Consider the following 21639-nt stretch of genomic DNA (forward strand, 5'->3'; position numbering starts at 1 on the left):
CGATGCACGTTTCATCCTCGCAGCAAGGTTCCAAGCTGGCTGCGCTCATTCATTCCAAAGCGGGTTTCTACTCTTTCGTTTTCCTTTTGCTGATTCTGGCTCTGTTTTCTATAGGGGTTTCCGTTTCGTTGGGACAAGTCGACATTCCGCTTGGACAGACCTATCGTATTTTGCTCTATAAAATTACGGGGTTTGTCATCGGCGACCCAAGCGGGGTTGTATCGGGATCTTATACGGATATTATTTGGAGCATTCGTTTTCCTCGCGTGCTTCTTGCGTTGTTAGTTGGAGCAGGTCTATCCCTATGCGGCATGGTGATGCAGGCCACTGTCCAAAATCCACTGGCCGATCCCTACATTCTAGGGATTTCCTCCGGCGCGTCGCTTGGCGCCACCTTTGCGATTTTGGTGGGCTTTGGCGCGGTCGGCATGTTGGCGCAATACAGCTTGGCATTTGGCGCCTTTGTTGGAGCCTTTGGAGCTTCGTTGCTCGTCTTGGCATTAGCAGGCCTTGGAGGAAAAATGACCTCCGTCAAACTCGTATTGTCCGGCATGGTCATCAATGCGTTATGCTTGGCGTTTTCCAACTTTATCGTTTATTTTGCCAATAACGCCGAGGGTATCCGCACGGTTACCTTTTGGACGATGGGCAGTCTGGCAACGGCTACCTGGAACAAGCTGCCGCTGATTTCCATTATTGTGGTGCTCGCCATCCTGTTTTTCCTTATCCAAACTCGCATCTTGAATACTATGCTTGTGGGTGACGAGGCTGCCGTAACATTAGGCATAAACCTAAGCTCCTTCCGAAAATTTTATTTGCTTGCCACCGCGCTCATCACGGGCGTAATTGTTGCAAGCTGCGGGATGATTGGTTTTGTCGGTTTAATCATTCCTCATATCGTGCGGGGGATGGTGGGCTCCGACCACCGCAGGTTATTGCCGATCACCGTATTGGTTGGCGCCATCTTTCTTGTCTGGACGGATGTTCTGGCTCGTACCGTCGTTCCGTCGGTGGAGCTGCCCATCGGCATTATTACGGCGATGATCGGCGCGCCGATGTTTATGTACATGCTTGTCAAAAAAGGTTATTCATTCGGGGGTAAATAGCAATGGAGCTTACGGTAAACGACTTGTCCGTCTCGATCGGCAATCACGCTATCGTGCACGATGTCGCTTTAAAAGTAACGAACAAGCAATTTGTCGGCTTGATCGGGCCAAACGGCTGCGGCAAATCCACATTGCTTAAGAGCATTTATAAAATCATCAAACCTACGCAAGGAGAAGTATTTCTCTCCGGGCTTGATGTGCTGCGCTCCCCTCCAAAGGTTGTATCGAAGCAGCTTGGCGTTGTGGGACAATTCAATGAACTGAGCTTTGATTTCACCGCCGCCGAAATGGTCATGATGGGAAGAACCCCTCACAAAGGCTTGCTTGAAGCCGATCATTCCAAGGATCACGAGATTGTGCGTGAGGCATTGCGGAAGGTTAATTTGGAAAGCTACGCCGAGCGCAGCTACAACTCCTTATCCGGCGGCGAAAAGCAACGCGTGATCTTGGCCCGCGCCTTGGCGCAGCAGCCGCAGTTTATGATTTTGGACGAACCCACCAATCATCTCGACATCAAATATCAGCTGCAAATCCTGCAGATCGTAAAGCAGCTAAATATCGGATTGTTGGCGGCATTGCACGATTTAACGCTTGCGGCCAAATATTGCGATTATTTGTACGTCATGAAGAAGGGACAGGTATTTGCCAGCGGCAAGCCTGAAGAGGTGTTAAGCAAGGAGCTTATTCGCGAGGTATTCGAGGTGGAATGCGAAATTTACCGCAATCCGGTTACTCATGATTTGGGAATTGCTTATTTTCATAACTAGAGATTATTACCGAATCCCTTTGGTTGGTCAACGGGACGGGGCTGGGCTGAACCTAACTAATTAAAAGGGGCTGGCTTTTCCATTAAGCCCCCGACAATAAGCCAGCAGCACTTGTAGAGTGGAGTGTAATTGACCATAATTGTAACTATGGACTATTTTTTGACTGGTGGCCGTGACAGTTACTATGGACCGTTACTTCCAATGATAGCCTTGGTAGCTAATATGGACCGTTACTTCGACTGGTAGCCTTGGTAGTTACTATGAACCGTTACTTAGACTAGTGGGCGTAGTAGCTACTATGGACCGTTACTTAGACTAGTGGGCGTAGTAGCTACTATGGACCGTTACTTCGACTGGTGACCGTGGCAGTTACTATGGACCGTTACTTCGACTGGTGACCGTGGCAGTTACTATGGACCGTTACTTTGACTGATAGCCTTGGTAGCTACTATGAACGGTTACTTTGACTGGTGGCCGTGGCAGTTACTATGGACCGTTACTTTGACCGATAGCCTTGGTAGCTAATATGGACCGTTACTTCGACTGGTGGCCGTGGCAGTTACTATGAACCGTTACTTTGACTGATAGCCTTGGTAGCTACTATGAACGGTTACTTTGACTGGTGACCGTGGCAGTTACTATGAACCGTTACTTTGACTGATAGCCTTGGTAGCTACTATGAACGGTTACTTTGACTGGTGGCCGTGGTTGTTACTATGAGCTATGATAGTGAAAATTCTAGCGGACATTTATGTCCGCTAGACAGTCAAAACGCACCTATTTCCAATTCTAACGGTCAATTTTGTCCGTTAGAGCGAAAAAAAGGGCAGATTACCCCTGTTTTTTGGCTGTAATGGACATGAACGTCCGTTACAGCAGGCAAAAGCCATGGAAAGCAGGGCTAACGGCCATAAATGACCGTTAGCCCTGCTCAACCTTTATCCGTACGCCACATGTTCCCCCTGTGCTACGTTTATTCGCACACCAAACGTTACCCTGTGCTACGTTTATTCGCACACCAAACGTTACCCTACGCTACGTTTATTCGTACACCAAACACTCCCCTACGCTACGTTTATCCGCACATCAAAAGTTCCCCCTGTGCTCGTTTATCCACACACCACACGTTACCCCCACGCTGAGTTTATCACACACCACACTTCCCCCTGCAGTAGATTCATCTAGCCACATTTACCCTGCACCGCATTTCCACCTACGCCATACCACCTTGCGACACAATTCCCCTACGCCTATACTCGCTTTCTGCTTTTATCAATTCTGGTTTTCATCCTTCTGCTTACTCCCATTTCATCTGTGTTCAAAAATAACTACAGCCACACCGCAAAACATCGAACCTCTACACGTTCGATGCCTTGCAGCATGGCTGTAGCCCTAGCATTTATATGTCTGCCCCTTCGTTTTCAGGCATGTCCTAGTTATCTTGCTCCAAAGGACCATAATCAAAATGACTGTACGTTACCCCGCCTTCTCCCTGCGCCCAAAGGGCCAAACGCAACGCCAGGAAACCGCCCAACGCGTTATGATGCCAGCCCGACGTCTCGAACGAATGCTCGAATTTGATCCAGTCGGTCCCGTTATGGCTGCAATAGAAAATCGCTTCGTGATCCCTGTACTGAAGGCGCACAATCAGGCGCCGGGAATCCCAAGGCTTCGCCGGCGTCCGCCAGCCGCGGATAATGCCGTGTATACCCTCGTTTGAAAGCTCAATCCCGCTGTACGTCGATTCATTATAAAAGAGTACAAACCTTCCCGAAGCATTTCCCGAAATCTCAATTTCGATTCGGGCTTCGTAAGCATGGTCATCCGGCATAAAAACGAGCGGATAGCTGTTTTTGTCAGGCGTTATGGCAATGGATTCGGCTCCTAATGCGCAATGAATTTCCCCCGTCGGTTTATACCAACTCCATGCGTAACCAAGCTCCCCGCTTTCGGCTTGGAACGTGTAAAAATGCTCGGCTTGCGGCAAGGCCGCTCCCGCTGGATTCTCGATGGCTTGCGGCAATACCGCTCCCGTTGGATTCGCTATGGCTCGTGGCAGTGCCGCTCCCGTTGGCTTCACGATACCATGAAGCAGCGCAGTCCCCTGTGACCTCAGGTTGGCTAGAGGCAAGGCCGTCCCCTTCGGTTTCGCGATGGCTTGATCCGCTTTCACTCCGTCCGGCACGCGGAACCAGCCGCCTTCCGTCCATTCCAGAGGTTCTAACAGCGTCTGTCTACCCAGCGTGTAATAACCCTTTTCAAAGGCATGGTAGACCAGCCACCATTCACCGTCCGGCGTGTCGACGATCGAGCCATGCCCTTTCGAAAGCCATCTTTCGTTTCGGCTTGCCGTTCGGATAATGGGATTATGCGGGGAATCCTCATAAGGTCCCCATGGACTTCTGGATCTTGCGGAGGCAACCATATGGCTTGTTCCGGGACCCGACGATCCGCCCTGCGCAACCGTCAAATAGTAGTAGCCGTTCCGATACGTCAGCTTGGGCGATTCCAGAAATCGTCCTTCCACCACCCACTCCTCCGGAAAGCGCCATCCTTCGTACGCCTTGCGTGGTTCTCCTTTTGCGGAAAACCCATCCTCCGTAAGCTCTACAACATAGCCGGAGCTATAGAACAAATAACGGTTGCCGTTTTCATCGGCGACATGCCCAGGGTCAATCCCTTTAATACCAACTTTAGCGGGAGCGCTCCATGGTCCGGTGGCGGCCGGGGCCGTCAACACCATAATTTCTTCGTTAATCGGGGCATAGATGTAAAACTGGCCGTTGTAATAGGTTAAATCGGGCGCCCATACATTTCCCGTATATTCGGCCGCCGCCCGAGCGACGGGCACCCAATTGACCAAATCAGTTGAATGCCAGATTAAAAATCCCGGCGCAAATTCGAAACAGGAATGGGTCATATAGTAGTCGTTGCCGACTCTAACCAGGGTGGGATCGGCATAATCTCCGGCCAGGATCGGGTTGATATACGTACCGTCCCCCTGATCGCCTTTTTTGCAAGATTCCAGCATAGCTTCAACTCCTTTTCATTTCCTCATTTTGTCATTTAGCTCTTAAGCGTTACCCTGTGGCAATCCTGCCTGGTACGCGCAAATTCCCGTACGGGCTAAAGCAGCCGATACGGGAACGCGAGCTTTATTTACGGTTAGGGAATACTGTTTTTTCGGCAAGGTCTACTTCGTAAGCCAATACTTCGTCATAGCCTAGACCCTTCGATTTGGAAATCATTTCGTTCTTGAGATTGTTGTATTCGTCCTCCGTTTTGGCAAAAATCATTTTCCAGGAATATTCCTTGACGATTTTGCCGATACCGCTGATTTTTTGCTGCATTTGCGCGGAAGGCGTCGCAGGAGTCGTCGTCGTAAAGAACGGCTTCGAAACCTCGATCATGTCGTTTTTCACAAAATATTCCGTCGCCGTCATAGCGCCCATCGCGTCTCTCCAGCTTTGTGTCACAGGATCCGGATCATGGTTGAGCGTCGACGTCCACAGGTTGTAGTCATACGGCTCGCCCGTTTCCGGGTGAATGTTCGTCAGCTTCAGCGTTGTATTGTTGATCTGGTTCGTTCCGTCTTTAAACGTGCCGCCGCCATATTCAGCAGGCACAGGCTCCGCATTGGCAGGGAGCGCTTTCCAGCCATACTCTGTTACGAACGGCTTGCCGCTTTCGTCGATATCCCACGCCAAGCCTTTAGGTCCGTAGTTGGATTCCATAATGCCTTCCGGCGTATACAGCCAGTTCAGGAATTCCATGATACGGCTTGGATCCTTGGCTTTCGAACCGATCGCCCAAACGCGGTTGCCGCCATAAGGATTTTGTCCATAAGACGAAATCTTCTCTTCCGAGAACGGTACAAGCGCCAAGCCCTTGCCTTGAGCGGTCCGCTCCGGCGTATTGTAAACGTTGTCAACCCAAGGGAAATGGGAGAACAAAACTTGACCGTCCTGGAACTTGTTGGAGACGTCCGAGAACTTTTGGGTCAATGAATCGGGATCCAGCAAGCCCATTTGATTGGCATCGAAGTAGAACTTCAAGCCTTCCAGATAATGGCCGCCTTCATCAAGCACGCCTTGGTATTCATTCTTGTTCTGGTGCGTCAGCAGCAGCCCGGCCGGGTTCAAACCGTCGCCTTCATTGTAGCCGTAGAACTGGGCTACGACTTTGGCCAGCGTCATGTACGTACCGTCCCAATCGGACCAGAGCGAAATGCCGTAAGTCGGACGGCCGGACTCGCTTTTTGGCTCCAATTCCTGCATTTGCTTCAACAAAGGCAAGTAGTCGTTTAACGTTTTTACTTCAGGGCTTCCCAGCTTCTGATACAAATCCCAACGGAGATTTGGACCAAATGTCATGGTTGCGCCTTCGGAAGGACCTTCGCCGGTGCCAACATCGAAGCCGATGCCGTAAACCGCGGAGCCGCGGCCGAATTGCTGCTTGTTCGCTTCAATCGCTTCCGGCGCGCTGGCCAAAATATCTTTGCCGTGCTGCTCCAGAATGCCATCCTTTGTCCAGTCCAGCAGCAATCCAGCTGTAATGGCATCTTGATAATCTTCGCCATTCGAGCCAAACACGACCAGATCGCCCAGGTCGCCGGACGCCATCATCGTGGCAATTTTTTGTTGTCCGCCTGCCAGGTTGGAAGCGATGATGTTTAATTTGATGTTGAATTTGTCTTTAAGCAATTTCGCAAACCATCCCGGCTGCTCTCCGGCATAGTTAGCCAGCATGGAGAATACGGTGACGGTAATTTCCGGTCTGCCTTCGGCATCGGTGCCGCCGCTTCCTTGCGAATCGGAGCCTTTGCTGCCGCTATTGCTGCAAGCAGCCGTAAACACGAGGATGGTACACATAAGGACGAGAAGCAAGGAACTTAAAACTCTCTTTTTCATGTTTAGAAAATCCTCCCCTGTATTTGCACTTTGTTGGTTCATTGGTTTGCATCAACCCGTAAAGCCTGTAAGTCGAAGACCGGTGCAGTCCTCACCTCCTCTCATAGCTCAATTAACCTCGAACTGCTCCGGCCTTTAACAGCATTCATTCATCTAGCAGCCTTTTCCTGAATTACCCTTTTACCGCTCCGATCATGATCCCTTTAACAAAATAACGCTGGAAGAACGGATACACCATCAGGATCGGCAGCACAACGACCATGGAGACGGTGGTGCGGATCGACGTTGGCGTAGCCATGTTGGCCAGATTCAAGTCCATGGCGCCCGACGATTGCCTCATGAGCTGGGCAATGGAGGTCGCCTCGTTCATGTAGCGATACAGAATGAATTGCAGTGTAAACAAGTTTTGATCCGTCACGAGGAACAACGTATCCGTAAAGCTGTTCCATTGCGTCACCGCCGAAAAAATCGCGATCGTAGCAAGAATCGGCGTAATTAACGGAAATACGATGCTCGTGAAAATTTTGAAATAGCCGGCGCCGTCGATTTGAGCGGATTCCTGCAGCGCAACCGGCGTTGACTCCACAAACGTTTTGACCAAAATGATAAAAAACGGCTGTACGATGGCGGGCAGAATATAGGCCATGATGTTATTGGTCAAGCCCAGATTAAGCATGGTTAGATACCAAGGAATCAGACCTGCGTTGAAATACATTGTGATGACCAAAAACCGGTACCAGAACTTCCGTCCCCACATCTTCTTCGTAAACAGATAACCCAGAAAAGCGGAGGCGGCAACCGTCAATACGGTGCCGGCTACTGTACGGACGACGGAAATAAACGCCGCTTGGCCAAGACCCGGAATTTTGAAGACATCCACATAGTTGCTCCAATGAATGCCCATCGGGTAAAACATGACAAGCCCTCTGCTGCTCAAGTCGTTGTTGCTAATCGTGTTGATAAACAGGTAGTAAAACGGAAATACGCAAATGATCGTTATCATGGCAAAGACGGTATAGTTGATGAGATGGAACAGCGAAAACTTCTCTTTGACTGGCATATTGGCTCGTTCTCCTTTGTCTTGTTCTTGTTTAAAGGGGGGGCACCCGCACTTAAACAATGCTTTCTCCACGAATCACTTTTGACATGGTGTTGGCAACGAATAGCAGGAACAAGCTGACAAGCGACTTCAGCAAGCTGACGGCCGTGGCGAAACCAAAGTTGGAGTCGGTCATGCCGATGTTGTACACATACAGATCCAGCACCTCGATCTTGCTCGTGTTCATCGCATTTTGGAAAACGTAGAACTGCTCCATGCCGTTGTTGATGAAGTTGCCGATCGCAAGCAGCAGCAAAACGAAGAACGTTGGCATAATGCCGGGAACCGTGACATGCCACATCAAGCGGAAACGTCCTGCTCCGTCTACTCTGGCGGCTTCGTAAATTTCTTGATCGATGCCCGTAATGGCGGCGATGTACATAATCGCTCCCCATCCAAGACCTTTCCAAACGCTCCATAGCGTCATCGACAGCCATGTATTTTTGTCAGAGGCAAGAATGTTTAGCGGCTCGGATATCCACCCCAAATCCATCAGGAAGTTGTTAAGGAATCCGTTGTTGACGGAAAACAGCATGAAGGCAAAGGAATACACCAGCACCCAACTGATGAAGTTAGGCAGCGTTGTTAACGTTTGCACGAGCTTTTTGAAACGGGCGTTTCTCAGCTCGCTCAGGAATACGGCAAAGATAACGGGCAGAATAGATGTCGCAATATTCAGTGAACTTATAGCGAAGGTATTTCGCAATACCCGCAAAACCTCTTGCCGCTGTATTTCGTTGGACACCATCGACGTAAACCATTCAAATCCCAGAAACTCGGATTTCGAAAGGGGGATGCCGGGCCGGTAATCAAAAAAGGCGTAAAGCCATCCGTACAGCGGCAAATAGGAAAACAGAAAGGCTAGCCCCAAAAACGGCAATGCCATCAAAAACAAATAATACTTGTCTTTATTTTTTATACTCATTTTTCTCCCCCTCATGATCTGCGTTGCAGCTATGCTCTATGAATAGAAGGGTAAACCACGATAATTCGCGCACCCATTATTCCGCTCCTAATCCATCTTCTGATCTTTTAATTGAGCTACTTCCTCCAAAATTTGATCCCCGCCCAGCTTCATCCACTCCTCGACAAAGGTGTCGAAGGAGTCCAGCGGAGCCGCCCCCATAATGATTTTCAGAAATGCTTCGTCCTCCAGCTTCTGAAGCGCGAACCATCTGCTTTCCATCGTTTTTGTCTGGGCGTAGGTTAGGCTGAACACCCCGTTGATTTCATTGTCGACCAAGGGCGAACCTCCTACCATCAAGGCGTAAGCCCTGATCCACATGGCCCTGTCGCTGTCCATGTCCCAATACTGGATATCGTATTGATCGTGAGGCTCCAGTTTTACGCGGTTAATGTTGCGAGCGTCGGAATAAAGCATTTTGTATTCAGGTTTATTCAGGAAATCGTCTGCCGTTTTGCGTTGCGCCAATATCTCTCTTAAAGCCTTCACTTCAAATTCGGTTTCGTCGGCGGGGGCAAAGGTTAACCTCAGCGGATATTCCGTTGGCCCTCTCTCCGTCGTAAATCTGCCGTCGCTTTCTCCCTGCGCCAGATTGTTTATCATTTTGATAATCGCTTCAGGATACTCGTACCCCTTGCGCACGACGACGAATTGATTGGACGACGTACTCATATGGGGGCTGTATTCGCCGTTCCGGTCAAGCGGCAGAGCGTAAGCTTGCCAGTTGGCCTCCGGATTTTCCTTGATTGCCGCATCGATCGGTCCGTATGGCGCCCACCATGGGGCAAACAACATGCCGGTTTGTCCTCCAATAAGAGGATCGTCCGGGTCCTTGCGAATACTCATGTCCTGATCGATCAATCCTTCCGTATAAAGCTCTCGCAGCTTGCCGAGCGCTTCCTTGGTTTCCGGCAAAGTCGACCCATATCGAACCTCCCCGTCAACCTCCAGCCAATAGCCCGGATATGAGTTATAGGCGGAGAATATGCCGTCGAAGCCGTATAACACGTTGGTGGATTTCAGGAAGTTGGCATACAGCTTTCCTCCCGCTCCCGGTCCGGCAAGACCAATCGTTTTTCCTTTACCGTTGCCGCCGGGGTCCTTCTCCACAAAAGCGCGGGCGACAGCTTCCAGCTCTTCGACCGTTTGGGGAGGCTCCAGATTCAGCTTCTCCAGCCAGTCCTTGCGAATCCACAACAAGTGGATGCCGTCGGCTCTGAGCTGGACATTCGGAATCGCCATGATTTTGCCGTCAAACGTGACGCTATTCAACGCTTCCCCGTTTGTTCCTTCGATAATCCGCTTGATTACGGGGGAGGCATAATCGTGAAACGCATCCGTCATATCCGCCAATTGACCCGCTTCATGCATTTCATTCAGCTCCACCAGACCAACCACCATGGCATCCGGCAAATCATTGCTTGCGATAGCCAGATTCACCTTTTGCTGATAATTGGGGGTGGAAGCTTTGAAGGCGTAATCTACAACAATATTCAGCTTTTCCTTGATATCCCGGGTATATTGATTGTCGAGCAGCGTTTCTCCTGGCAATAACGACTTCGACGATTCTACAATGGTTCCGATTCTCACAACTACGGGAGCATCATATTTGCCAAGCGGGCCAGGCTCCTCGGAGATCCGGTCTACCGTCTCCTGATTTCGTTTATTCGAGGCGCTGCAAGCACTTACAAACAGCAGCATGGCGATCATCAACAGCAACATCCATCGTTTTGTGTCCATGTGACCTGCCTTCTTTCACTAATTTAGAATTAGTACTTGGAGTATAGCATGATGACAACCGCCTTCGAGTTTGAAAGCGGTTGTCAATTGGGGTAGAGATATGGGGGGAATCGTTCCGGTTGATCGGACAAATATCCCCCTAATCATCGGACATTTGTTTTCCGGCCTGCACGGACTGGCGGTATTCGCTTGGCAGCATGCCCGTTTTTTCATAAAACACGCGGCTAAAATACTTCTGGTCGGCATACCCCGTATTTTCGGTAATCCACTGAATCGTTTTTTGCGTAAACCTCAGATACTCCTTGGCTTTGTCGATCCGAATGCCCCGCAAATAATCGTTAAACGTCACGCCAACCATGTCTTTAAAGCATTGGCTGAAGTAGCTGCGGCTCATATTTACGCGCTTGGCCATCTCCGATGCGTGGACCGGACTCGCCAGTTCGTCGTGCATAACCCGAACCGCTTTGGCAATGCAATCCCGCACCTCGTCCGAATAAAGCGGCTTTCCAAAGACTCCGTTTAGTATTTCTCGCACGCCTGAAAGCCATTCTTTTACTTCAAACCACGCATGGAACGATTCCGGCATGTCGATCTGCTTCTCTGCCAGCGAATAATACACGCGGTTCCAATCCATTAAGATGGCGTTCAGGAAGGACATCAGCTTTGCTTTTGGCAATTGCAGCTCCTTCACCTGCTCCAGAAACGCTTCAAACTCCGTTGCCGCATGAATGAAGCCCAGGTCCGTTCCGCTTTTTTTCAATTCGGAAAGCTCGGTTTCGCTTGGGGAAGGGACTTCCATGGACTGGCCGATGGAAACGTCGTACACCGCCCGGTCAGGGCGCAGCTGATAAAACAGGCTTGTTTCCCGGTACGTTTGAAGCGAATGGCGAATTTCGCGAAGATTGCTGCCATCCAATCCGTCGATTCTAAGCAGGACCCAATGTCGTTGTTCGTTAGCTATGCGAAGCAGCCCGCTTTCGACCGTTTGTTCCTCCTCTGCGTGCTTGGGCAGCCATAAAGCCAGATCGGAATCCAGCTCTACATGGGGGAGATGGGGCAGCCACTCCTTGACCGCCACCGTCCCGCCGCCGTCTGTTCGATGAACCCGGCACATCGCATAACCGCGGGAATGGCTTGCCGCCTTGACCTCATCAAAAGCATGACGGGACCCATGTTTAAACTGCTCCTCCAGAATTCTCGCCTTTACGCGCCCGATGACCTCGCCGAAATTCTCCTGCTCCATCTCGACTTTTGCAATGTAATCAATAGCTCCCAGTCGCAAGCATTCCTGAATATATTCAAAATCCTGATGCAGCGTAAGCACAACAACAAAGATGTGGGGATATTCCTTCCGCACGATACGCATCAATTCCATTCCCGACATAATCGGCATCGCCAAATCGGTAAGCAGCAAATCCACTTCATGTTTGGCCAGAAACTCAAGCGCCTTTTCGCCGTTTTTGGCCTCTCCCACAACCTCCATGCTGTAGTTCTCCCAAGGCAAAATCGAAATGAGGCCTCTCCTTACAAGGTTGTCATCATCAACGATCAACACTTTAATCATGCTGCGGCACCACCCTGCTCGGAATTTTCAAATAGATGCTTGTCCCTTGGCCCAATTGGCTCGTGATCTCAAGGCTTGCTTGATTGCCATATTGATTTTCGATCATGCGTTTTACGTAGTTCAGTCCAATGCCCATACCGGCCCGCTGCTGCTCCACCTGCTTCTGATTGAGCAAATAATCCATTTCTTCATCGGAAATGCCGGCGCCGTTATCGTGAACGGAAATAATAATCCAGCCCTCGTCGTGCTCAACTTGAACCTGAATATGTCCTTCGTCGTCCAGTCCATGATACAGCGCGTTTTCAAGCAGCGGCTGCAGCACGAACCGCGGAATCGGATTGTCCAGCACCTTGTCGTCTACATGAATGCGGACATCAAATGCAAAATCGTACCGAATTTGCTGCAGAGTCAAATATTGCTTGATGGAGTCGATTTCCTCGCGGATACTGGAATCCTGCCCTCTTTTGCCCAGATTGTAATACAAAAGCTTGTTCAGCGACAAGATCAGCTTGTCCAGTTCCTTCTGGCCGTTCATGGCGGCAAGCCAATGGGCCGTATCCAGCGTGTTCATCAGAAAATGGGGATTGATCTGGTACAGCAGCTTTTCGACCTCCAGGTCGGCTTTCCGCTTCTCCTTGATCTCTACCTCCTGGATCAGCTCGGAAATTTGGTTTTTCATATTGTGCAGCTGCTTGAGCAGGAAGTCGAATTCCGGTATTTTGGTTGGCGGATTTTCCGGCGGCACCGTATTTTTCTGGGTCATCGATTTGATTTCCAGATTAAATTGCTGCAGCGGAATATAAACCATTTTCCATAACAGCCAGGCGATAATCAAGCTGACCGCAATAAACAAAACGGCGAGGTAGGTCATTTGAATGACCCACAGGTTTTTTTCGTTGTTGTATTCGTTGCCCGGAATGAGAGACACGATGCTCCAGCCCTGATTGCTCGTGCTTTTGAACCAATAGTAGCCGTTCGTCATGCCCGACTCTTCCGAGGCTCCGGTGTTAAAATACGAGTTAACGGGAAATTCCTGGGACACCTCGCTATATGCGATTCTGCCGTCATTGTCCAGGATCAAATGGGAAGCGTATTCATTAATTTCGTTATCCAGCAGCGTTTGCGTCGTTTTGAGCACGGATTCCACATAGACGTAAATATCGTCCTCATTGCCCGGCAAATCCATCTTCCGAAGCGCGGATATAACAAATTCATCGTTGTAGCGTTCATTGCTGATATGGGGGCCAAAATAGGAGATGCGGAAATATTCGGCAAGCAGAGGCAGCCCGGTAATATCATAATCCTCTTTGACAATCGTATTATTAAACATGTAGGAGCCTTCGCTTTTGGAAACGTACATAACCAGTCCGATTGTGGGGTTTGTATAAGAGATCAGATTAAGCTCCGTATTAATTTCCTCCGTCAGTATCGCCCGTTCAAACTGCACGTCCGAGGAAAGCAGCAAATCCACCTTTTTACCGATGCTGCCTTGAAAAGCAAGCTGCTGCGAAACGTGATTCAGGCTGCTGATCGTCCCTTCGAGCGACGCTTCCACCAGCTTCAGATTGCTTTTGACGCTGCTCTCCAAATTGTTGGCCAGAATCGAGGACATCGTATGATACGAAAGCACAAAAACGCATATAAACGGAATCAGCGTACCCGCCGAAAAAATAAACATGATTCTTTTCTTAAACGTAGCTTGCTGGAGGTAATTCATAACAAACCGGATAGCTTTCATTCCCGCGCGCTCCCTCTGCATGTTCGATCGTTATATAGATGCATAGTACCCCAGCCTTGCGCAAAAAGGCAAACATGCTGGTTAAATTTTACGGCCCAACTCATAGCAAAAAGCGATTGTAAAGCCGCTGCGACTGCTCTCTGGCGGGTTGAGTATTGGGCTATATGAAAAAATAAGGCCCCAATAATGATGGGCCTTTACGTTATTACCTCATGTCTTGGCAGTATCATTCACTCTCTTTCTCTATAGCTCTCAAAAAAGAAAGCACGGCGGCATTCATCTGCGGCAGACCCGGTTGCTCTATTGGAAAATGACCGGCGTCATCGGATCGACTCCAGGATGGACGAGCAATATCGGACAACGATTAAAGTCCTCTGGTTTTTGTACCGGTTTCGAATTTAAGAATGTTCTTAATAAGCGTAGGGGAACTTTTGTGCCTGCGGCACGAGGATCGTTCATAATGAGCTTGGTCAAATCGACGTTGTTCGTTATTAAATTCATCCGGGAAACATGCTTAACTGAGATGTGCAAAGGATCTAATGCATACGGGAATTTATCCATAAAAAACTTCCCTAAGCGGCTAATCAGTTTGTTTGGCGCCAGCTGATCACGAACCTTGTAATCACTCGTATCCACAAATGTTGTTGCAATTAACCCTTTAACTACCTTGCTTTGTACCGCAGCATGATAAGCCAACATACCGCCTATACTGCTGCCCAATAAGATAATTGGTTTGCCGTCCTTCTTCAACTCACGGCCGATCAATTCATGCAGGATATCAATCCACAGCTGATAATCGAATAGCTTCACCGAATCTGAATAGCTTAAACCATACGGCGGCAAATCCGGCGACACGACTTCATACCCGTATTGTTGCAGCATTCGTGCGTAAGGAGCCAACAATCTGCCGTTGCCGCCCGCACCATGAATAAAAATAACTTTTAACTTTGCATGAGGAACAAGCATGCGATCCAGGTGAATATGTATATTGTTCCAAGTCATCCATTCCTCTAGCGGTAAATGGTTTTCATCGAGCTGCATTTCTTCAGGAAAAAACCTCTGGTATTGCCTCCAGTAAAGCTCCGATTGATTATAGGTTTTATCCATATTCATACAAGTACGGTTCCTTTCTGCCCAAGTCTGCACGGGACTCATTTGGTTTTTTATTGGCTCGCATATCTTAATGCTTGCCAAACCCCTTCTCACACGTTATGTCCGGCCCAAGAAGGGTATAAAGATCCTGTTACAAGCTATTGCCCCATAAAAGGAAGACTGGTAGACTATTGTCAGCAATGAAATTTCAGGGCACTGCTTCGCTAGCCAAGCTAGAGACAACCCCGCTACTTGTAGCCGGGTTGTTTTTTTGTTTTTATTAAAAAGACAAGGTGGAGATTCCGATGATGATTTCGAAGGAAACGCGAGCCATCCTCACCAAAGAAGAGCTCGTGGCTCAGTTCAGGGGATGCGGACTTATGGAAGGGCAAACCATCATGGTTCATACTTCGTTAAGCAAACTTGGTTTTGTCGTCGGCGGAGCCGAGACGTTTATTCGCTCTCTGCTTGAAATCGTCGGAGCCGAAGGCACTTTGATCATGCCTTCCCAAACGTGGAAAAATCTCGACCCCTCTACAGGCGTACACTGGGAAGAGCCCGTTGAGTGGTGGCCCATCCTTAGAGCGCACTGGCCCGCATATGATAAGGATGTCACTCCGGCAATCGGCATGGGCATCGTAGCGGAAATGTTTCGCAAGTGGCCTGGTGCCAAAAGGTCCAACCATCCTGCGCGTTCAATCGCGGCGGTAGGAAAGCATGCGTCATATCTAACGGAGCATCATGATTTAAGCAACATTTTTGGAGAAGGCTCTCCGTTGGATAAGCTGTACCGGCTCAACGGTTACGTGCTGCTGGTTGGCGTCGGGTACGATAAAAACACGTCGCTGCACTTGGCGGAAACGAAGGCGAACTTCCCCGGCAAGGAGATGGCCAAGGAAAGCAGCGCTATGCTGATAGATGGCAAGCGCGAATGGGTGACTTACACGACCCAAGCTGTAAACGATGAAGATTTTACCCAATTAGGGCAAGACTATGATAACGAAAAAAACGTAAAAATTCATAAAATCGGAAACGCCGATGTCCGTTTTCTGGAACAACGACCATTGGTGGATTGGGCCACGAAATGGATGGAGCGCAATCGGGTATAGAAGCAATGGCGCCTTCAATATCCTAGCTTAAATCAAGGGGAACTCCTCGTGAGAGTAAATCCAAGCAAGGTTCGTCAGCGATTGAACATTTCTTGATTCTTTCACAACTAGTTGGAACTTGCCTTTTCCATTAATTTTAGTCCTATTTGGGCAACCTATAATGCCTCATTCATTAAGGCAATTCAACTTGAAGGAGGGGATAGAATGGCTCACAATAAGAATAAATCGATGCAAGCCAAAAATCAGTCCTTTGCCAAACAATCCAGAGAAGCCGAAAACAATGTAGCCGCATCTACAAATGAAAACATCAATCAAAAAGGCCATGTACCAAACAGCCCTTCCACTGGATAGACGAAACACAGCGACAGCCTAAGAATCAAACGTAGACTGTCGCTGTTATTCCCTTCGCTAACTATCGGGCTTTATTTGGTAGCAGGAGTGCTGAATGAATAGCCGGCAATCTCACCCGAAGGAATACCGTTTTCTTGCGCATCCAGTGCCCAGACATAGATCGTATGCTTGCCGCCTTTTAATGAACCCACCGTCGCAGTCCAATCCTTACCGGATTTCTTGGCGCTTTTCCATGGACCGTCCGTGCGATCGATCTGGTAGTATACGCCTTGAACGAGAGGAGCGTTTTGCGAATACGTATTGGTTATACGGAACGAAAACGTCGTATCCGCCCCCTCTTTTCCGGCTTTTGAAGTTATCGCGAGCTTTAATGGGTTTGCGGTTCGCCCTGCATCGTTAATAGCTGTCACGTTCTTGCTTTGCGAATTGATTACATAGATTTTGTTTGTAATCGGGTTAATTGCAACTTCATCCGGGTATTTGCCCGTCGCTACCGTTGATGTTTTATTTGTCGAGCCATCAATGACTGTTATGTTGACCTTACCCAGATTGTCTTTATAATCTCCGCGACTAACGACAAAAATCTTGTTCGTGACGGGATTCACCGCAACGTCGACAGGTCTATGTCCCGCCTTTACCGTCGTCGTTTTATGGTTAACCCCATCAATAACGGTCACATTGTTTCCATAATTGTTGATCACATAAATTTTGTTCGTAACCGGGTTCACCGCAACGTCTTCTGGAGAAGACCCCGCCTTCACTGTCGCTATGACCTTATTGGTCGCACCATCCATAACACTTACATTATCACTGAGCATATTGGCGACATAAATCTTGTTCGTTGCTTGATTAACGGCAAGAGCCCTCGGACCAGCTCCAACTTTCACCGTCGCCTTTGTCTTATTGCTTGCCCCATCAATGACACTCACGCTGCCTTCATCGTCAAAGCTGCCGTCGACGTTGACTCTCCCCCCATTGGTGACATAAATCTTGTTCGTGACCGGATTCACTGCAATGTGACTAGGAGCTCCTACTCCGGTCGCTGCCGCGATCGTCGTTGTTTTGTTGCTAGCTCCGTCTATAACGGTGATACTGCCCGTGCCCTCCACATACTTGTTAAGCTCTGAATTGTGGACGCCTGAATTAACAACATAGATTTTGTTCGAAACCGGATTTATTGCAATGGTAATCGGATGCTCTCCAACCGGTACTTTCGTTGTTTCATTGCTGACGCCGTCAATAACCGTCACACTATTATTTGAACTGTCGAGTACGTAGATTTTATTCGTGACCGGATTGACCGCAATATAACCAGGACTTTCTCCCACTTCCACCTTCTTTGTTTTGTTGCTGGCGCCATCAATGATGGTCACGCTGCTTATATTCAAGCCATCAACAAATTCATAATTGACCACATAAATTTTGTTTGCAATCGGATTTATTGCAACATAATAAGGCGTACTCCCCATTGCGATATCTTTACTTTGTGCGGCTGCTAAGGTTAATTGGGGCACTGTAAAAAACGAGGTAACGAGAAGTACGATCGCCACAATGGTTTGTAGTAATGGAATTGACAGCTTTCCCTTTGAGCGGCTCATATGCATCCATTGTTTCATGTTTATTTCCTCCTGATGTATGTTTCGTTAAGCAGTGAGGTGCCTTAAGCTTCACTCCTCCATAATCTTCTAATCTTACCATAGGTAAATTCAGATATAAATTGTTGCAATCATTCTCTCTCAAAAGAGAAAAATCGCTGGAGAGAGAGAATTTGGATTCGATGGAAACAGCAAGAGAGCCTCCTTACGGAGACTTCCCGAAACTACGTTCATATTAGACTACTTATTCATTCTTCAGGAAAAGACGATTTTTTGTTCCTATTTCTAACACTCATCACAAACGGGGACATCCAACAGTCATTCTACACTGACTTTCTGGGCATCTCCTTCTTATTACTCCGACCCTAAAACTCTGAGGTAATGAACGTAAGGGTCTGCTGTTCCTTGAAGTTCGCAGTTTTGCTCTTTCAGTGCCTGGATATATGCCACAATTTCCTTTGAAATGCGTTCACCCATACAAATGACCGGAATGCCCGGCGGATAAGCCATGACCATTTCACCGGCTATCTCTCCGACGGAATCTTCCAACAGCACCGCTTTTTTCGAGCTATAAAATGCGCTTCTAGGAGAAACAATCATTTCGGCACTTGCTGGAATAACAATTGGTTTATGCAGAATAACCTTCTCTGTTTTGCCAGCAATATCTCGGAGGGCATAAACGAGTGTTTCAAGGTCTTGCTTTCTATCCCCTAAACTAACAAGAGCCATAACATTATGCATATCCGCCAATTCAACCTGAATATTGTACTGCTTTCGCAAAATGGATTCTATTTGGTATCCTGTACATCCAATTCCCGCCACATTTATGCTTAATTTTGTTTCATCAAAAGCGTAGCATCCCGGCATGCCAATCAAATCATTACCAAAAGCGTATAAACCGTCTATAGCGTTTATTTCATCCCTTGCCCATCGAGCTATAGTTAACGCTTCTTCGAATAGGACGTTACCGTTAATGGCTAATTGCTTTCTTGCAATATCCAGTGAACAGAGTAGAAGATAGGATGCGCTTGTTGTATAGGTAAGACTTAACACCTGCTTTACTCGCTCCGGTGAAATCATATCGCCATTCAGCAGCAACACAGAGCTTTGTGTCAACGAGCCTCCCGTTTTGTGCATGCTAGCCGCACTCATATCTGCGCCAGCCTCCATCGCTGTTTTCGGCAGATCATCATGGAATGACATATGCGCGCCATGAGCTTCATCAACAAGAACAGCCATATCATGACTGTGCGCCAGCCTTACAATGGCTTCGAGATCCGATACAGCACCATAATACGTAGGGTTTATGACAAAAACGGCCTTTGCATGCGGATTTTCTTTGATCGTTTTCTTAAGATTTTCTTCAGTAATCCCCATCGCTATGCCTAATTGTTCGTTTATTTCAGGCTGTACGTAGACAGGAATGGCCCCACTTAGAATAATCCCGCCAATGGTCGATTTATGGGCATTTCTCGGGATAATAATTTTGTCACCCGGCTCGCAAGCACTCATAATCATAGCCTGCACGCCTGCTGAAGTCCCATTCACTAGAAAAAAGGCACGCTTAGCCGCAAAGGCATCAGCCATCAGGTTTTCCGCTTCAAGAATGACGCCTGTCGGATTATTCGCAAAATCCAAATCCTCCATACCGTTTACGTCCATTTGCAGAGCTCGTTCTCCAATATACTCACTTAATTCCCTTAATCCCCGACCCTGTTTATGTCCCGGTACATGAAAAGGCACAACCTTATCGTCAACATATTTTTTAAGCGCATCAAATAATGGTGTGCTCTTCTGGTTCCTTCCTTTCAATCCAGCCCCTCCTACTTGGTGTACTACCTACTTTTCGTAATAGCAGCAAATAAGAGAAATATAGAGAAAAATGATAGGTATGTCAATGTTATCTCATTCAATGCTAATCAAACAAAACACAAAGCCGGCCCATCAAAGCGGACCAACTTTGCGTCTATTCCTTACCTAAAGCTCCTGAAATAAAATTAATAAAATTCTAGACTGAAAAATAAGGCATTAGACTGACCATGCTTCATTAAGTTAACGTGCAGGAAAGCGTAGTGATTTTGACGAATTATGTGGTATCGATCTAAAATTGGTAAGTTCAACTAAGGTGTCTTTGTGATAATACCAAAATTCCACAAACTGTAATTGGGGGTATACGAATCATGAGCTACGATTTAATGGTTTTTGAAAAAGCTAAAGCTCCAAAAACAAAGAAAGATTTTATGGCCTGGTATGAAAACTTAATAACTTGGAGCGAAGATGTTAACTATAACGAGATATCGCACACAACTACATCACTACAAAATTGGTTTCAAGAAAGTATTAAAACATTTCCGATAATGAACGGTACATTTGCACCATCTGATGAGGAAATAGACGAAAATGTGGAGCTAGAGAAGAGATTAGCCGATTATTGCGTTGCATCGAATGCTATTTATATCGCGTTTGCATGGTCAGCAGCTGAAGAAGCGTACGAACATGTTCGCAAGTTAGCATTTAAGCATGACGTAGGATTTTTCAATGTTAGTGTTGATGATGGTGAAATTATTCTTCCAGATGGTTCAAGAATGGAATAACGGTCTTGAGTTAACGGAACTTAAAGAGGGAAGGATGAGATGACAATAGCAATATCGTCCTGTTTGCTCGGACGCACCTTAACGGCGAGCGGATCAATCAGGAAAGTGAAGAAGATTCCCCTCCGTCGGCGCTCGTAAGTGCGGCTTACCCTGCTTACCATATCAAACGAAATTGGATCGCCTACACTAAGTTGGACAGAAAAAATAAGGGCTTGTAGAGTAAACCTGCCAAGTAAAGGAGCGAATATCTACAATGCCTGAAAACCAACGACGGGCGTTTACAACGGAGTTCAAAAAACAAATGGTACAGCTCTTTGAAAACGGAAAATCCCGAGCAGCCATTGTGGAGATTTTCCATAAAAACCGTAAAGTCTATGGGACACGCAAACTCAAAGTCAAGCTTATGGAACCCGGTTTTACCGTATCCAGACGTCGTATTGGTCGTATCATGAAAGAGCAGGGACTGATATCTACTTACACCATCGCTCAATACAAGCCACACAAATCAGCCTGTAATGAAGCGAACACAGCCAATGTGCTGGATCGTGAATTTGATCAAACCAAAACGAAATGCTTCGTTGTAAGCGATATGACTTATGTGGCGGTTCCAAATAAGTGGCACTACATTTGTGTGCTTATCGATTTGTTCAATCGCGAAATCATTGGTTACAGCGCGGGGCCAAACAAAGATGCCGCTCTTGTTTCACGCGCTTTTTCTACCGTTCAGGGTGGTCTGCGCCAAATCCGATGGTTTCATACAGATCGTGGAAGCGTTTTGAAAAAGGCCGCTCCCTTAGTAGGAAGGCTTGTCCCTATGACAATGCAGTAGCTGAAGCCACCTATAAAATCATGAAAACAGAGTTCATTAACCAGCTGAGCTTTAACAGCTTGCATCATCTCGAATTGGAGCTACCCGATTACGTGAACTGGTTTAATAAGCATCGAATTCATGAACGCTGGGATACCTGACACCTGTTCAATATCGCAAAGAAGCCCTTAAAAAACTTGTC

At 47.7% G+C, this 21639-nt stretch carries 16 protein-coding genes and 1 pseudogene; 7 read left to right on the plus strand and 10 right to left on the minus strand.

The window, feature by feature from the left end; genetic code table 11:
* The first annotated feature begins 2 nt into the window (after window positions 1-2).
* Together ACX93W_RS15665 and ACX93W_RS15670 are read left to right on the plus strand one after the other, a co-directional pair.
* Window positions 3-1106 carry a FecCD family ABC transporter permease gene (locus ACX93W_RS15665; RefSeq protein ID WP_459393313.1) on the plus strand — a complete coding sequence of 368 codons (1104 nt, stop codon included), beginning with the start codon at window positions 3-5 and terminating at the stop codon, window positions 1104-1106.
* A 2-nt stretch (window positions 1107-1108) separates the two neighbouring features.
* Window positions 1109-1873, plus strand: coding sequence for an ABC transporter ATP-binding protein (locus ACX93W_RS15670; protein ID WP_459393314.1), 765 nt, complete (start codon window positions 1109-1111; stop codon window positions 1871-1873).
* A 1432-nt stretch (window positions 1874-3305) separates the two neighbouring features.
* Here the strand turns inward: ACX93W_RS15670 and ACX93W_RS15675 are convergent.
* The 8 genes from ACX93W_RS15675 to ACX93W_RS15710 form a co-directional block, all read right to left on the minus strand.
* Window positions 3306-4904 carry a family 43 glycosylhydrolase gene (locus tag ACX93W_RS15675; protein WP_459393315.1) on the minus strand — a complete coding sequence of 533 codons (1599 nt, stop codon included), beginning with the start codon at window positions 4902-4904 and terminating at the stop codon, window positions 3306-3308.
* Window positions 4905-5028: 124 nt separating this feature from the next.
* A complete protein-coding gene (locus ACX93W_RS15680; RefSeq protein ID WP_459393316.1) occupies window positions 5029-6783 on the minus strand; it encodes an extracellular solute-binding protein in 1755 nt (584 codons plus the stop codon).
* Window positions 6784-6955: 172 nt separating this feature from the next.
* Window positions 6956-7843 carry a carbohydrate ABC transporter permease gene (locus tag ACX93W_RS15685; RefSeq protein ID WP_459393317.1) on the minus strand — a complete coding sequence of 296 codons (888 nt, stop codon included), beginning with the start codon at window positions 7841-7843 and terminating at the stop codon, window positions 6956-6958.
* Window positions 7844-7895: 52 nt separating this feature from the next.
* Window positions 7896-8807, minus strand: coding sequence for an ABC transporter permease (locus tag ACX93W_RS15690; RefSeq protein WP_459393318.1), 912 nt, complete (start codon window positions 8805-8807; stop codon window positions 7896-7898).
* 87 nt (window positions 8808-8894) lie between these two features.
* Window positions 8895-10586: an extracellular solute-binding protein gene (locus tag ACX93W_RS15695; protein ID WP_459393319.1), complete on the minus strand. Its 1692-nt coding sequence runs from the start codon at window positions 10584-10586 to the stop codon at window positions 8895-8897.
* A gap of 139 nt (window positions 10587-10725) precedes the next feature.
* Window positions 10726-12150, minus strand: coding sequence for a response regulator transcription factor (locus ACX93W_RS15700; protein WP_459393320.1), 1425 nt, complete (start codon window positions 12148-12150; stop codon window positions 10726-10728).
* A complete protein-coding gene (locus ACX93W_RS15705) occupies window positions 12143-13888 on the minus strand; it encodes a sensor histidine kinase (RefSeq protein WP_459393321.1) in 1746 nt (581 codons plus the stop codon). Before ACX93W_RS15705 ends, ACX93W_RS15700 begins: the two co-directional genes overlap by 8 nt.
* 300 nt (window positions 13889-14188) lie before the next feature.
* Complete coding sequence (locus tag ACX93W_RS15710; protein WP_459393322.1) at window positions 14189-15001, minus strand: alpha/beta fold hydrolase; 813 nt, start codon at window positions 14999-15001, stop codon at window positions 14189-14191.
* A 284-nt stretch (window positions 15002-15285) separates the two neighbouring features.
* On the opposite strand from ACX93W_RS15710, the gene ACX93W_RS15715 reads away from it, so the two are divergent.
* Window positions 15286-16089: an AAC(3) family N-acetyltransferase gene (locus ACX93W_RS15715; RefSeq protein ID WP_459393323.1), complete on the plus strand. Its 804-nt coding sequence runs from the start codon at window positions 15286-15288 to the stop codon at window positions 16087-16089.
* Window positions 16090-16293: 204 nt separating this feature from the next.
* Window positions 16294-16440, plus strand: coding sequence for a hypothetical protein (locus ACX93W_RS15720; protein WP_459393324.1), 147 nt, complete (start codon window positions 16294-16296; stop codon window positions 16438-16440).
* 71 nt (window positions 16441-16511) lie between these two features.
* On the opposite strand, the gene ACX93W_RS15725 is transcribed toward ACX93W_RS15720, so the two are convergent.
* Entirely contained in the window at window positions 16512-18056 is a 1545-nt protein-coding gene (locus ACX93W_RS15725) for a YncE family protein (RefSeq protein ID WP_459393325.1), read from the minus strand.
* A 333-nt stretch (window positions 18057-18389) separates the two neighbouring features.
* The gene (locus ACX93W_RS15730; protein ID WP_459393326.1) at window positions 18390-19847 is read right to left on the minus strand and encodes an aminotransferase class I/II-fold pyridoxal phosphate-dependent enzyme; all 1458 of its coding nucleotides are present in this window, start codon (window positions 19845-19847) and stop codon (window positions 18390-18392) included.
* A 368-nt stretch (window positions 19848-20215) separates the two neighbouring features.
* Between ACX93W_RS15730 and ACX93W_RS15735 the strand changes: the two genes are divergently transcribed.
* The 3 genes and pseudogenes from ACX93W_RS15735 (at window position 20216) to ACX93W_RS15745 (ending at window position 21598) form a co-directional block, all read left to right on the plus strand.
* Window positions 20216-20629: a hypothetical protein gene (locus ACX93W_RS15735; RefSeq protein ID WP_459393327.1), complete on the plus strand. Its 414-nt coding sequence runs from the start codon at window positions 20216-20218 to the stop codon at window positions 20627-20629.
* A gap of 340 nt (window positions 20630-20969) precedes the next feature.
* Window positions 20970-21458, plus strand: a pseudogene (locus ACX93W_RS15740) (IS3 family transposase); the annotation flags it as partial.
* Window positions 21377-21598 carry an IS3 family transposase gene (locus ACX93W_RS15745; RefSeq protein WP_459393328.1) on the plus strand — a complete coding sequence of 74 codons (222 nt, stop codon included), beginning with the start codon at window positions 21377-21379 and terminating at the stop codon, window positions 21596-21598. The pseudogene ACX93W_RS15740 and the gene ACX93W_RS15745, both read left to right, overlap by 82 nt.
* Window positions 21599-21639: the final 41 nt, after the last annotated feature.

This window comes from Paenibacillus sp. CAU 1782, from assembly GCF_054551715.1.